Below are 13,993 nucleotides of genomic sequence, written 5' to 3'. Positions count from 1 at the left end.
ATTCCTTCAAACAGCGGATTAAGCAGCTTTCTGAGCTTCTTTAACCAGCTGAGCTACGCGATCGGACATGCCTGCGCCCTGGCCCAGCCAGAACTCAACACGTTCGTTGTCTACACGCAGACGCTCTTCCTGACCACGGGCGGTAGGGTTGAAGAAACCTACGCGCTCGATAAAACGGCCGCTGTTAGCCTTACGGCTGTCAGCTACGGTCAGGTGGTAAAATGGGCGCTTCTTGGAACCGCCGCGAGCGAGACGAATTGTTACCATGGAATGGGTTTCCTGTAATCGTGGTCCGGCAACTTTTGCATCGGTATTCTGGCTTGCTTCCGTTGCTTGTGAAATAAGCATTTTCTGCAGACACAGACTACCTGACGGGATAAACCCCATCACAAAGGGCGCATATTCTAAGGAATAAAATCAATGCTGACAACTGGGAAGCGTTTATAAACGAAGCTGAGGAGGAGATAAATATTATTTGCAAATAATTGAATGCGAACTATTATCATTCACAGCTTGATGACAAGCCGATTGATCCCGTAAATATCCCCTTATATTACTTGTGGTGAAGTACTGATGAAGTCAATCTCTCTACCATTCATGATTGCGGCCTCAGCCTTTTTTTCCGGCAATGCCTTTTGTGCAGCACTCTCTGACGGCAGCTCAGCAACCAGGTCTGACCTTGAGTCCTGGAAGACAAAAGAATATTACACGGATTATTGTGATTATGATGATGGCAGGAGCCTGGATAAAGTGGTCTGTGGTGAGGAGTATTGCGATGACAGGATTGAAACTGTCAGCGCTTTTGATAGTCTGGATGCGGTGATTTCTGTCACTGGAACTTATAATCTTGCAAGCTATATCCTTTATGGCCCCGCTACTACTGGCACTGATGTTAAAAGCTTCTGTGTTGATAAGTCACTACTCGGCAATAAAAATGCCAGCTACTCCGGCAGTGAGCTTGAGGGGGTTGCTTTTCAGGGGGTTCTGAAGCTTGAGGAAGTCCAGAATGGAAAGGTTCACTATGTACCCTTCAAAACCTCAAAGCTCAGCAAGCAAGGTGCCTTAAACTCCGGAGCATTGAATTACAGCCTGACTCTTTCAGACCAGAAGGACCCTTCGAAATTCACTGATGATAAAATAAAGTTGGTGGTTGCTGAATGGTTAGTCTTGAGACGTGCTTTAAACAAGGTTGACAAAAAATTTGAAGATACATTGCCTGACGATATGAAGCTTGAGGAATCCTCTCTAACTTTGACTGTCGTGCCGAAAAAAAATCCCAGCAATCCATATAATGCCAGTTTGACCGGACTGTTGAAGCTACCTTTTAAAAACCACATTAATATAAATTTCAACTCGGATGATATCCGTTTTGCCAAACCCGGATTTAACAACTTTAGAAAAGATATCCGATACAAAAGGTCTGTCAGTATGATTCCAGACTATGTGGATTCAAATAGTGAGCAGATGAGTGATTGGGGGGCGTTCAAGCTGGTAGAAATCATTCTGGAGCCTGTAAACTGAGGCGTGGTACAGGCTGTATTTTTGCATCGGTATTCTGGCTTGCTTCCGTTGCTTATGAAATAAGCATTTTCTGCAACTGCAAAACACCATGACGGGGTAAGCCCCATCGCAAAGGGCTTATATAAGGAGAAAAGAACATCTATAACAAAAGAATATGATACCTACTTTGTGCTGGCATAGACTCGTATTCCGAACTCATTTCTAACAGGTGTGGTTTTGTCCAGCAAAAAACTCAGCATACTTTCCAGCCTGCAGTGTGCCCAGCCCATGTTGTTTGCAGGTTTACTTTTCATTTCAACCTCAGGTACCGGCGCGCCTGTCAGTATTGATGACCGTCCTGCTCTTTCCCCGGTAATGGAAGAGCTGACAGACTCAGCAGAAGACTGGCCGAAAGAGGGTGCTTCCCATAGGGTGCGTCGTGTTGTAGGGGGTGAGCCGGCAAACTGGAGGCAATATCCCTGGCTGGCAGGGCTTGAACAGATCAGCAAAGATAAACGAGACGATTTGCGTTTCGAAAAGGTTGCCAAAGGAATAACGTTCGCTTCACCATCGACCACTCATGCCCCTTCTGTTACCAATACTTCCATTACAAATACCACTGCCCCGGCGGTTGTTCTGCCTGTTGTTCCGGCGCTCAAAAAGTACTCGGAAACATCAGACTTTGAGTGTTCTGCTACCCTGGTTCACCGCCAGTGGGCTATGACGGCTGCGCACTGTCTGGATGACAATAAAGGGAAGGGTCTTAGAAAAGCGGTCAAGCTCACCTTTATTGATCCTGTAAAAGACGAAGTGATGGTAAGGACGAGTCGTTATTATATACGTCATCCGAATTATCGGAGTGTTGAGCACGGCAATGACATTGCCTTTATCCTGCTGGATGAAGCTGTTGATGATATCGCCCCGGTTAATCTCGACTGGGAAGAAATTACGGATAATGATATTGAGTTGAAAAGGCTTGGGGCAGAGGTGTGCGGTTGGGGGCGGAATTCTGCCAGGGAGGATAATTACCCTGAACGTTTGCAGTGCGTCTCATTAAACCTGATTACAGGCTTAAACTGCAATGAGCTTTATAACCCTTACAAAGATAGGGGGAACATCAGAATACATGATTCCCATCTCTGTGCAGCGGACGAAAAATACCACAAGGATGCCTGTTATGGAGATAGCGGAGGGCCTCTGTTTCAAAACCGGGAGACGGAGATGGGGGGAATGAGAACGTACCAGATTGGTATCGTCTCTGAAGGTGATCGTTGTGCCAAGAAGAGGAAACCCGGTGTTTATGCCAGGCTTTCCCATTTTGAACACTTTGGACGGTGTGTTCTTGAGAATGGGTTAAATTGTGATTATGTAAAAAATTCACTGACGAAACGACAGCATTATAAATTACTAAAAGGCATTGAGTAGCCCTGAGGCAAGCTGCTCATCATTTTGCAGATCGACAAAATGATGAGCAGTCACTGAGTTTTAGCTGCGGTCAGAAAGGGAACTTTTTACCGCCGCCCGGTGGCATCATGCCGCCCATGCCGCCGGGCATCTGACCTTTCATGCCACCAAGACCCCGCATCAGTTTGCTCATGCCGCCTTTTTTAGAGACCTTTTTCATCATCTTGGACATCTGCTTGTGCTGCTTGATCAGGCGATTGATGTCCTGAATCTGTGTGCCGGAACCGGCCGCAATACGCTTTTTACGGGAACCGTTCATAATGTCCGGATTGGCACGTTCCGCTGGCGTCATGGAGTTGATGATCGCTTCCATCTGGACAAAGATTTTATTATCCATCTGTCCGGGCATATTGCCAGGCATACCGGGCATGCCCGGCAGCTTGTCCATTACACCGGCCAGTCCACCCATTTTCTTCATTTGCTGCAGCTGATCACGGAAGTCTTCGAGATCGAAGCCTTTGCCTTTTTTCAGCTTGGTGGCCAGTTTGTCGGCTTTCTTCTTATCAAGCTTCTGTTCGGCTTCTTCGATCAGCGACAGAACGTCGCCCATGCCGAGAATTCTCGAAGCAATACGATCCGGGTGGAACGGGTCCAGGGCATCAGTTTTTTCACCGACACCCATAAACTTGATGGGTTTGCCGGTAATATGGCGAACGGACAGAGCCGCACCACCACGGGCATCACCGTCTGCCTTGGTCAGGATGACACCGGTCAGTGGCAGGGCATCACCAAACGCCTTGGCGGTGTTAGCAGCGTCCTGACCCGTCATGGCATCGACCACAAACAGGGTTTCCACCGGGTTGATGGCTGAGTGCAGAGACTGGATCTCCTCCATCATCCCGGCATCAACATGCAAACGACCGGCGGTATCGACAATCAGTACGTCGTAATGACCAATACGGGCTTCATGAATGGCGGCGTTGGCGATATCGACGGGCTTTTGCTGGATGTCGGACGGGAAGAAGTCAACACCGACTTCGCCAGCCAGAGTTTCCAGCTGTTTGATCGCTGCCGGACGGTAAACGTCGGCAGACACCACCATGACCTTTTTCTTGTGGCGTTCTTTCAGGAATTTGGACAGTTTGGCGACAGAGGTGGTTTTACCCGCACCCTGAAGACCCGCCATCAGGATAACCGCCGGAGGCTGGGTAGACAGGTTCAGCTCGTCGTTGGCTGCGCCCATGACCTCGATCAGTTCAGCCTGAACGATCTTTACAAACGCCTGGCCGGGACTCAGGCTTGACTGGACTTCCTGACCAATCGCTCGCTCCTTGATGCGATTGATGAATTCTCTGACCACTGGCAGGGCAACGTCCGCTTCCAGCAGTGCCATGCGCACTTCGCGCAGGGTTTCTTTAATATTGTCTTCAGACAGCTTGGCCTTGCCGGTCACGTTTTTTAACGTTTGCGACAGGCGTTCGGTTAAATTCTCAAACATTCTGTATTCCCGGAGCCACTGTGTAAAAAGGCGACTCATAGAAGGTGTGAAGCAGGTTGTGGTGCATTATATCCAAAAATCTCAGTAAATGGGCAGCCGGCAGAGATTTGGATTCAAATCACGCCTTTGCTGTGGACGGTTGCCAAATCAACAGGCAAGCAGCAGAAGTACTTCTGCTGCATAGACAAACCTGTAAGGGGAACGGAATATAAGCACTCTAATCAACAAACCGGAATGGTGTATTTGCCTGTTTTTCAAGAGCCGCTTTCACAATTTTCTTTCTTTTCTCAGGTTCAGTTTCAAGAGCTAGCTGAGCGTTCAGATCCATCAGTAAGTCAGGGTGCATCTGAATTAATGTATTGAGTACTACTGGCGGATTCAGAGAGATTGTTGTTGTCTGAGTAGAATCAAGGACCTCAAAATCATCGGCTTCAATGTCCGCCGGATTAACCGGAGCTGCTGATGTAGCCCCGGATGACTGGGGTTGGGAGCCCTCAACACCCTGAACCCAGCGATTCACAAAATTCGACAGTTCTTCGGGTACTGGCTGGCTGGCTCCTGAAATAACCTCACCACTGTTGGCACTTTGGACTATAGAATTTAACGCTGCATAAAGAACAGGTATGTCGGATGCGGAACGTGAGTGTCTCACCAGTGAGTTATGATGATAAGAAATCCAGCCAATGAGCTGATTGTATGGTAAAGAATTTGATTCCAGCCAGTTCAGTGCAGATATTATACAGGGCATATGCAACAGGGAAAAAACAACCATAGCCGCCTGTGAACTGTTCAATGGAGAATTCCGGGCATACCGGTCCAGCGTCTCAAGTACATTAGTGGTCACCGTTGGAGGGGTATCTCCTCCGGTGTAACTGGATTGAATCCGGTGAAGTGCCACGGGTTCCTGATTTAAAATATGAATAGTTGCATCGACTGCTCTGTCTCTTCTTCTTTTTTCCGTAATGATGCTGGTTAGCATCTTATCCATCGCGAGCATTAAATTTTGAAAGTGTTCTCTATTAGCAATTTTTCTTAATCCGAAGGTTGCGAAATCAAATTGTATATTTCCACTCTCTATGGCTACTCGTAGCACTGACGAATGATAGCAAAGCAATATCAGAGCCAATAAGCTTGGCTGCTCCATAATATGAAGTGTTAATTCATCGTCTTGCAAAGAAAATTCTTCAGTAATAACGCTGGTAAGAAATGTTTTAAATATGTCAGATAAAGCTTCCTGGGTTAAATTAAAATCGATAATCAAATTGTAAAGAGCTATTAATTCATCCAGGTTGTAATAAGATCGTTTTAACATGGCCGAGTTCAGAGGGTTACCCTCATCCTGCTCATAAATTCGCTTGTATGTGTAAGTAAATGAAGATGACCGTAGCCATCTAAGCCACCTTCTCAGCCGATGTGTTGGCGGAAGCTCAGCAACTGAGGTGGATTCCGCTGCAAGTACACTCGTTATGTGTTCTTCCATATCGGACAACAACGATGGTGGCAGTGTTCCTGACATGAGAAGAAGGCGACCTTCTGTTTCAACAAGCCCGGATAAGTTGGGATAGCTTTGCGGATCAATACGCGTTTGATTATCGGGTGTAATGGTAAAGGTATGTATCTGCTCTCTCACACTGCTGGTCATATCGGAACCAGGCATCGCCATAAAACTTTCCATCATGCTTCTGGACATTAAACCGAAAGGATTATCATCCTGAGTTTCCTCGTAGTCAGGTCGCTCTTCAGAATCTGAATTTTCTTCATTTTCAGTCAGAGCCGTTGCACCTCGGTGTTGATTATCCGGCTCTGAATTCTTGACAGGTTGCTTTTCACCAATGGATGGAAAAAACCAACCCTGAATCTGACCCTTTATAAAGTATGGGGTGTTCATCCACGAATAAATATCCTGCCATTCAAAAAAGCTGTTAGTTTTGTTCATGCTTTTCTGCTGTGTTGGATCCCCTGGTAATTGTTGCCATTTATGTATGGGCAAGAGAGTTGGTTTCTGGAGCCAGTCCTGTTGATCCAGCAATAGAGGGGTGGGTACTGCCAGAGATGACAAACTGACCACTTGTAAAATAGCGGCTAAACAGACGTAATAAAGTTTCATATTTGGTCATCTTATTTTATTTCAGGGTGAGCCTGACCATCAGAGCGAGAGTGTGTGGGTAATTAACATCTCCACGACATTTGTCCCTTAACCTTTCGGCAGCTCTGAATATTCAGTTTTCTCTATGGGAGAGAGATTATAGACACTAATAAGCGAACCCTGATGTGTTTTGAGTCTTTGCGTCAGATGTGACACACTCCCATAGCAAAGCCACAACAACAGTTAAAGAGAGTGTTGCTGACGAAATGAATGTTATGCTGGCGAGTATCGGAGCGTTTGTGTTTTATTCTCTGGGGGCTGTGACCCAGGGACGCAGGGTGTTCAGCCAGTCCGGGTCTCGTCAGCTGGTGCTGGCTGCGACAGCGGCAGGAGCAGTTTTTCAAACGGTTGCCCTGTATCTCTCACTGCACGGGCCTGGTGGTATAAACCTGGGCTTATTTAATATTGCCTCACTGAGTTCTCTGATGGTGACCATAGTGGTGCTGCTCAGCAGCCTGCGCAAGCCCTCTGAAAGCCTTTTTCTGCTGATTCTTCCTTTTACCATTCTAACGGTTCTGCTGGCCTGGCTGGCGCCGGTTGACCATATTGTCTGGCGACCGCCCTCGATGATGGTTGCACATGTACTGCTGTCGGTTCTGGCTTACGGGATTCTGATGGTGGCAGCGTTTCAGGCACTAATGCTGTCCTATCAGGAGCGACAGCTTAAACACCACAATCGTCGTAAAATTATGCAGGCGCTGCCGCCTCTGCAAACCATGGAAAAGCTACTGTTTGAATACGTGGCGGTGGGGTTGATTCTGCTGACGCTGGCATTAGTGTCCGGATTTCTGTTTATGGATGATATGTTTGCTGCACGTATTATTCATAAAACGATTCTGTCGATTTTGGCGTGGGGACTGTTTGCCACCCTGCTGACTGGAAGAAAACTCTATGGCTGGCGAGGTCAGACCGCCACGCGCTGGACGGTTGCCGGTCTGGTGATGTTGATGGTGGCTTACTTTGGCTGGCATCTGGTTGTTGAGTTGTTACTGACGAGTCATTAATCAGCTCTGACGGGGCTGCATTTTTTGTCATTCCGACGTTAGAATACAGATCGACTAAATCATCCATAAACGAGGCGTTATTCCCCTTGAGTGAAGCATCCCTGAGTGTTCTGGTGGGCGTTCTTATTGTTCTGCTGCTGTTTTCCGCTTTTTTTTCCAGTTCCGAAACCGGGATGATGGCGATCAATCGCTATCGGCTGCGGCACCTGGTGCGTAAAGGACATCGCGCAGCCAAGCGAACTTACCACCTGCTTGAACGTCCGGATCGTCTGATCGGGGTGATTCTGATCGGCAATAACTTCGTTAATATTCTTGCCTCAGCGCTGGCAACCGTGATTGCAACGCGCATCTGGGGAGATAGCGGTATTGCCATTGCCACCTTTGGCCTGACGCTGCTGGTTCTGATTTTTGGTGAGGTAACACCGAAGTCCCTTGCAGTCATGTTTCCTGAACGGGTTGCTTTTCCTGCGTCGATTGTTCTGGCTCCGTTGCTGAAGGTGTTGTACCCGGTAGTGGTTGCGCTTAACTGGATTTGCGGCATGCTGCTGAGGCCTTTTGGGATTAAAACTGGTGAAAGCAGTCAGGACCAGCTGAATGCAGAAGAGCTGCGCACCCTGGTCAATGACCCTGGCATGTTGCTGCCACAGAAGCGCCGTGGCATGCTGCTGGGTATTCTGGATCTGGAAAAGGTTCGGGTCGATGATATTATGGTTCCCCGCAATGAAGTGGTGGGTATTGATCTTGATGACGATATCAAAGACATCATTGATCAGTTGCACGACACTCAGCATACACGGCTTCCGGTGTTCCGTGGCGATGTCAACAATATTGTCGGTATGCTTCACATGCGCAAAGTGGCGCGTCTTCTGAGTCAGGAAGAGGTCAATAAGGCAACGCTGATGCAGGAAACCATTGAGCCTTATTATGTGCCGGAAAGTACGCCTCTGCATACTCAGCTGTTTAACTTCCAGCAAACCAAAGAGCGGGTTGCGCTGGTGGTGGATGAATATGGCGATATTCTCGGACTCGTCACACTGGAAGATATTCTGGAAGAGATTGTCGGCGACTTTACCACCGACGTTTCTGACAGCAGTCAGGACATTACTCCTCAGGATGATGGCACTTATATTATCGATGGCTCGGCGTCGCTGCGTGATATCAACCGGGCACTGGGCTGGGCTTTGCCGACGGAAGAAGCCCGTACCCTCAATGGTTTGATTACCGAAGAGATGGAAACGATTCCAGACTCCAGTGTCTGCCTGAAGGTCGGGAACTATAAACTGGAAATCATGCTGGTGAAGGATAACCGGGTGAAGTCCGTGAAGGTCTGGCAATAGCCGGTTTTTTTTCGCTTTCCGCTTTCCGCTATTATCTGTTCATACAGTCACCAGTTCGCAATGGGCTACGGACAGCGAAAAGCGGAAAGCGAAAAATGTTACCCCTAAAGCACCCTCCTCTCTGGCAGATACATAAGATGAAAAAGCGCTTTGCCAGGTGAAATAATGCGGGAACTGATCTTTAAGCTGTCACTGTCAGATGAGCGGTTGCAGGATTATAAATGCACGGAAGACAGTAAGGATTTTACTTTGATTGACTCACCAGGTGCTTTTTTATTGAATGCCATGGTTCTTTTCAGGCACTTCGGGCTTAAAGAATCCATTAAAACATTCCTTAAGTCTTTTGCGGGCAACAGGGTCTTTTATTACCTTTCTGTTGAAGGCTCTGTTGCAGCCTGTGGCACGTTGGCTATTGGATTCTGTCGGTTCTACTCCGTGAAGGATGGCGATGTTGTTATTGGCTCGGTGTGGACTGAAGAAAAACTACGAGGCAGAAATCTGGCGACACGGTCAATACGCCATGCTATTCATGCTATGTACCTAAAAGGTTATGAGACGTTTTATATTGATACTCAAGTCACCAATAAGCCCATGCTGCGAGCGATAGAAAAACTGGGATTTGGTGAAGCTATCGACGCCTATGAGTCCTGAGGATGAAAGAGGGTCTTGTTATGAATTTGAAAAAAATATGGAACATGGTCAATGAAGCAAGACAGATTCCGAAGATCACTATTGATTTGATGGGAGAGCAAGCGGGTGCTGATAATGACCCGTTCTTCCTGAGAGTCGCTGAAGACTTTTACAAGGATGCTAAACGGCCTCACCCTAAGTTTCCACTTGTCGGTTTTCTTGAGTATGGCGTAGCGGTTAATCCTTTTCCGGACAGTCATGAAGACTGGTTGAAAAGTATTAATGGCTCTGCCCGGCGCAATATAAAAAAAGCGATTCGAAATGGCTACCGATTTGAAAAAATAAACTACAACGATTATCTTGCGGATATTCAGGAAATTCACCGCTCCACCCCTGTACGTCAGGGGAAAATGCCTGATGAGTTGCTCAAGGGTGAGTTAAAGCCTATAAAAAACCCTCCCTCAAAGACCAACGTTCATGATTATCCCTATTTTGGAGTGCTGAAGGACGATAAGCTATTGGCTTACGCAGGCTGCCTCGTTGCAGGAGAGATGTTGTTAAACGCCACTTTTTTTGGCCATGATAAATACAAATCTGACGGATTGGTTCCCTACCTTTTTTCAGGGATCGCAGAATACCGCTACCAGCATTATCCCCACACTGTCTATTATGTTTACGACAAATATTACGGTGCCAGTGAGAATCTGAAGCGATTCAAGCGCAAGTTAGGCTTTAAGCCTTATCGTGTGATCTGGAAGCTCTGAGCTTTAAACGTTTATCACCAGACAGCAGTCAGCGAAGGCTTGGCAATAGCCAAACCTTTACTCTACTTGTACGTTGATTTGTGTGATCACTCTTTCCGAAAAAACTCACCCCACTGATGACCGGAATTTTCGATTGTCCACTTCGCCAGTGCAGACATCATGTTTGCTACCTGGGGTGAGAGGAAAAGTTTCGTAAAGTCATACATCGGAAATGAGTCAAAGTCTTTATTCCCGCTTATTTTCTCTTTGAGAGAGGGTTGAAGGTGGTCGAACCAGTTTTTGGGCAGATCGTTGTATACCCAGAACATATCGACCGTTTCGCCACCGCTGATTCCGTAACAGCTGTTCTTGAGAATGGTTAAATTGTTTTGCCGGTAGACAATGGGAGTGCCGTTAGTTTTTGCCTGCCACAGGGCATTGGCCAGCTCCCTGAAGTGACTGCTGTCGAATACTTTGTTTCTTGAACTAAGGGTTGTGCAGTCTTTTTTATCCAGGCTGCTGTCCTCTTTATATTTGGAATAGTCTGTCATTTCAGCAGATTCATCCGGGATCACACCGAAATAACTTGGTATTACTTTTTCCATGCCAATCACGCCTGAAGTGCCTTGTTTCAAGGGAACGGCAGTGTTTATAAAAGCAATAATTTTTTTCTGACCTCTGTGCAGTAACGGCATAATGCTGACAAAATCCTCATTGCCACTGTCTGCGAAGATCCGGCTGTCAGCTTTAACTGTTTTTTTCTTTCGGTCTGGTTCCAGGTAAGTGAACTTAGGTGGAAATAAAGAGTATGGGAGTTTGTCAACATAGTTCGCCCCTGTTGTTGCCATAACTTCGGAGACAGTGAGTCCTTTACCGAGCTTCAGGGAAACCCGGCAATGCTGTCCATAGCAGGATATCTTTGAAGACAGGGGCGTGCGGTTAAACCCGCAGGGTGCTACTGCGTAATCCGCTTCCTGAAACTGTGTTCTGGTGCCGCCGACTCTGTCCGGTGTCATCTGGAAAGGTATTTTTTCACCCTGCTTGCCTTTGAGGTAGGCATTGACAATAAGTTCGGTATTGTTCGTCTTACCTGATAATTGCTCAGGGTTATACGGAGTATCTCTTTCCAGATGATAGGGTTCCAGTGTGGCGTCTGCCAGTAAATTTCTCCATCCCTGGAAGCCGGGTAATATAAATGGATAATGCCAGGATAGGAAAAATGACAGTCCGGCAGAGTAATAGCTCAGTCGCTGAGGTACTGAAGCCAGACGTGCAGGGTTCATCCAGGCAATATTGTATCTGCTTTCATCATCGGGACTGCCCCAGTACAGTTGCTCAAGCTCCGCTGCAGTATGCCCCAGAAATACTTTTTGTTTTTCTGCTTCCAGCATGTAGTAAGGGACAATGGCCCAGGCTCCCCCTGAGGTGGCTGAAACACGGGTAATCTGCTGCCGGTACTTTTCTTTCTGCATGAACATGGCGAGCTGTCCCTCGGAGAGAGCGACAGCGCGGGTTCCTCCGCCAGAAAGCGCAATGCCTACCCCTTCAGACAACTGGTGTCGTCTCTTGTCATGTTCAGCGTCCGACGTGTTGTCATCGTTATCGAAATAGATTTCAGCGGTGGTTGAATCAGGGCAGGGGGAGGTGCTACCGGGGGAAAATGCAAAAACCGTGGTCACGTTTAGCAATGTCACAAGTACCCAGTATTGAAGTGAGTTCATAACATTTACATCAGTTCTGGTTAACAGGCTACAAGTTTAGTGTTAAACGAACGGTTTGTGACATCTCACTGCAAAGCAAGCTCTGGAAAGTAACCAGAACTTGCTTTGCAGATGTCTTTTACTATGAAAATGCAGCTCTCCCAGACTCCTCAGTCATTTTCATGTTTCTGAGAGAGCCGCATTTTCCGCTCATGGCTGTTTAAGACCTGAACTGGGAGGCTGGTGGCCTGACTCGTTGCCGGGGGCGCAGACCAAAATCGCTGTTGAATTGAGGAACGTCCAAAGGAATGCTGGCATCAAAACCAATATTGAGACACTCTGCCAGCATCACGGCCGTCAACCCCCAGACACGGTATTCCCCATACAGAAAGAAAGGCATCTGGTAAGTGTGGTCACTCATCTGCCAGAGGTCGGTTTTCAGGTTGTCCGGGTCCAGCAGAAACTCCAGAGGGATAGAGAATATTCTGTCCAGCTCATCGGTATTGGCGCTGAGTTCTGGCGTTTGCGAAATGATACCCACAAAAGGCGTCACTTCCAGACCGTAGCGGGATATAACACTGCTGCCTCTTCCAACAATGCGCACCAGCTTTGGTTCAAGTCGGATCTCTTCCCAGGACTCTCTTAGCGCGGTGAATAGCAGGTCTGAATCCGTCGCGTCCTTTTTCCCTCCGGGAAAAGCGACTTCACCACTATGTGTATTCATATGGGAAGCGCGTCGGGTCAGTATCAGGTGGAAGCCGGTTTCTTGTTTGACCAGAGGAATAAGAACGGCTGCTTGTGGCAGGTTGGTATTCAGGCTTCGATAGGGGTAACTCTGGAACCTTTGTTCTAACTCTCTAAGCATACGATGTAAATGCGATTTTCGTCCGTGTTTGTTGTTTTCGGCAAAGAAAAAGCACCTCTCGTTTCAGGACAGTCGTTTATTTTTGAGTGATAGAAAGATGCTTTTCAATAATACCTTTTGATACTAACACAGTCTTTTGAAATGTCCTGTTTTTTGTATTGGTGCTTTTCTTCAGCTCTCTATAGACAAGCAAGAGCGACTCGTTCTAATGTGGAATGAAAGAGAGGTGAGGAAGGGAGTGAATGTGAATTATTGCAGCCACTGTGGTGCCGAAGTTCGACAGGAAATACCGGCAGGTGATAATCGACTGCGCGACGTTTGTACCGAATGCGGCATGATTCATTATCAAAATCCCCGGGTCGTCGCTGGTTGTCTGCCTGTATACGACAATAAGGTTTTATTGTGCAGACGCGCTATTGAACCTCGTAAGGGGCTTTGGACTCTGCCCGGAGGGTTTCTTGAACTGGGGGAAACCATCGAACAGGGGGCTGTTCGGGAAACCTTTGAAGAAGCCGGTGCTGATGTCAGAGTGACCCAGCTCTATACTTTGTTTAATGTGTTGCATGTTGGTCAGTTGTCGCTTTTTTTTCTGGCTGAGATGGATTCTCCGGTATTTGCCGCCGGTGAGGAAAGCCTTGATGTACAACTGTTTGAAGAACAGGATATCCCCTGGGATGAACTGGCTTTTACCACTATTCGCCTGACGCTGGAGTATTTTTTTTCTGACCGGGGGCAGGGCGAGTTTATCCAGCGCATTCAGGATATTGACTACCGCACTGCTATGACCCGGCCCCGGAAAGTGGGAACTGCCTGAGAGGCCATACTTCAAATGCGGGTTCCTCATAGGGGTGAGCCTGCCTGAGGGCAGACACGGCGGCTTCAACCTGTTCATCCGGGCAAATGACCTCGACCTTGTACTCTCCAACGTATTCCAGTTTGCCTGATACCCCCAGAAACGGGGTACTGTCTTCCAGCCCCCGGAACTGCCCCTGTCCCAATGTCTGCCAGCAGCATCGGTCATAGTTTCCAAAGTGTCCTGCGCCAGCGTTAAAGACGGCGTCTTTGACTGCTTCAAGGTGAGAAGCGGGTACGAAGAAACACAGTTTATGCATAGGGGTTAAAAGTTGTGGTTACAGATTGTGGTTACAGATTGTGGTTACAGATTG

General features: G+C 47.5%; 13 protein-coding genes. 7 read left to right on the top strand and 6 right to left on the bottom strand.

Annotated features, from left to right (window positions below):
* Nucleotides 1–18: 18 nt before the first annotated feature.
* On the bottom strand, nucleotides 19–267 hold the full coding sequence (gene rpsP, locus NX722_RS12150; protein ID WP_262568656.1) for a 30S ribosomal protein S16: 249 nt from the start codon (nucleotides 265–267) through the stop codon (nucleotides 19–21).
* Nucleotides 268–573: 306 nt separating this feature from the next.
* Between rpsP and NX722_RS12145 the strand changes: the two genes are divergently transcribed.
* On the top strand, nucleotides 574–1,521 hold the full coding sequence (locus NX722_RS12145) for a hypothetical protein (RefSeq protein WP_262568203.1): 948 nt from the start codon (nucleotides 574–576) through the stop codon (nucleotides 1,519–1,521).
* 216 nt (nucleotides 1,522–1,737) lie between these two features.
* A complete protein-coding gene (locus NX722_RS12140; RefSeq protein WP_262568202.1) occupies nucleotides 1,738–2,925 on the top strand; it encodes a S1 family serine peptidase in 1,188 nt (395 codons plus the stop codon).
* A gap of 70 nt (nucleotides 2,926–2,995) precedes the next feature.
* On the opposite strand, the gene ffh is transcribed toward NX722_RS12140, so the two are convergent.
* Both ffh and NX722_RS12130 read right to left on the bottom strand, forming a co-directional pair.
* Nucleotides 2,996–4,402 carry a signal recognition particle protein gene (gene ffh / locus NX722_RS12135; protein ID WP_262568201.1) on the bottom strand — a complete coding sequence of 469 codons (1,407 nt, stop codon included), beginning with the start codon at nucleotides 4,400–4,402 and terminating at the stop codon, nucleotides 2,996–2,998.
* A 217-nt stretch (nucleotides 4,403–4,619) separates the two neighbouring features.
* On the bottom strand, nucleotides 4,620–6,509 hold the full coding sequence (locus NX722_RS12130) for a hypothetical protein (RefSeq protein ID WP_262568200.1): 1,890 nt from the start codon (nucleotides 6,507–6,509) through the stop codon (nucleotides 4,620–4,622).
* A gap of 188 nt (nucleotides 6,510–6,697) precedes the next feature.
* Between NX722_RS12130 and NX722_RS12125 the strand changes: the two genes are divergently transcribed.
* The 4 genes from NX722_RS12125 (at nucleotide 6,698) to NX722_RS12110 (ending at nucleotide 10,283) form a co-directional block, all read left to right on the top strand.
* Entirely contained in the window at nucleotides 6,698–7,552 is an 855-nt protein-coding gene (locus NX722_RS12125; RefSeq protein ID WP_262568199.1) for a cytochrome C assembly family protein, read from the top strand.
* A gap of 86 nt (nucleotides 7,553–7,638) precedes the next feature.
* Entirely contained in the window at nucleotides 7,639–8,889 is a 1,251-nt protein-coding gene (locus tag NX722_RS12120) for an HlyC/CorC family transporter (protein WP_262568198.1), read from the top strand.
* A gap of 165 nt (nucleotides 8,890–9,054) precedes the next feature.
* The gene (locus tag NX722_RS12115) at nucleotides 9,055–9,540 is read left to right on the top strand and encodes a GNAT family N-acetyltransferase (protein WP_262568197.1); all 486 of its coding nucleotides are present in this window, start codon (nucleotides 9,055–9,057) and stop codon (nucleotides 9,538–9,540) included.
* A gap of 20 nt (nucleotides 9,541–9,560) precedes the next feature.
* Nucleotides 9,561–10,283 (top strand): hypothetical protein, encoded by a 723-nt coding sequence (locus NX722_RS12110; protein ID WP_262568196.1) that lies wholly within the window; start codon nucleotides 9,561–9,563, stop codon nucleotides 10,281–10,283.
* An 86-nt stretch (nucleotides 10,284–10,369) separates the two neighbouring features.
* On the opposite strand, the gene NX722_RS12105 is transcribed toward NX722_RS12110, so the two are convergent.
* Together NX722_RS12105 and NX722_RS12100 are read right to left on the bottom strand one after the other, a co-directional pair.
* Complete coding sequence (locus tag NX722_RS12105; RefSeq protein WP_262568195.1) at nucleotides 10,370–11,983, bottom strand: patatin-like phospholipase domain-containing protein; 1,614 nt, start codon at nucleotides 11,981–11,983, stop codon at nucleotides 10,370–10,372.
* A 199-nt stretch (nucleotides 11,984–12,182) separates the two neighbouring features.
* Complete coding sequence (locus NX722_RS12100) at nucleotides 12,183–12,827, bottom strand: NUDIX hydrolase (RefSeq protein ID WP_262568194.1); 645 nt, start codon at nucleotides 12,825–12,827, stop codon at nucleotides 12,183–12,185.
* 244 nt (nucleotides 12,828–13,071) lie between these two features.
* Here NX722_RS12100 and NX722_RS12095 point away from each other — a divergent pair, with 244 nt between their 5' ends.
* Nucleotides 13,072–13,641, top strand: coding sequence for an NUDIX hydrolase (locus NX722_RS12095; protein ID WP_262568193.1), 570 nt, complete (start codon nucleotides 13,072–13,074; stop codon nucleotides 13,639–13,641).
* Here NX722_RS12095 and NX722_RS12090 read toward each other — a convergent pair.
* Entirely contained in the window at nucleotides 13,607–13,939 is a 333-nt protein-coding gene (locus tag NX722_RS12090) for a Nif3-like dinuclear metal center hexameric protein (protein WP_262568192.1), read from the bottom strand. The two genes, NX722_RS12095 and NX722_RS12090, sit on opposite strands and share 35 nt — an antisense overlap.
* Nucleotides 13,940–13,993: the final 54 nt, after the last annotated feature.

This window comes from Endozoicomonas gorgoniicola, from assembly GCF_025562715.2.
GTDB classification, from domain to species: Bacteria; Pseudomonadota; Gammaproteobacteria; order Pseudomonadales; family Endozoicomonadaceae; genus Endozoicomonas_A; species Endozoicomonas_A gorgoniicola.
Note: the sequence above shows the minus strand (reverse complement) of the source record. Positions and strands in the feature narration are given on the sequence as shown.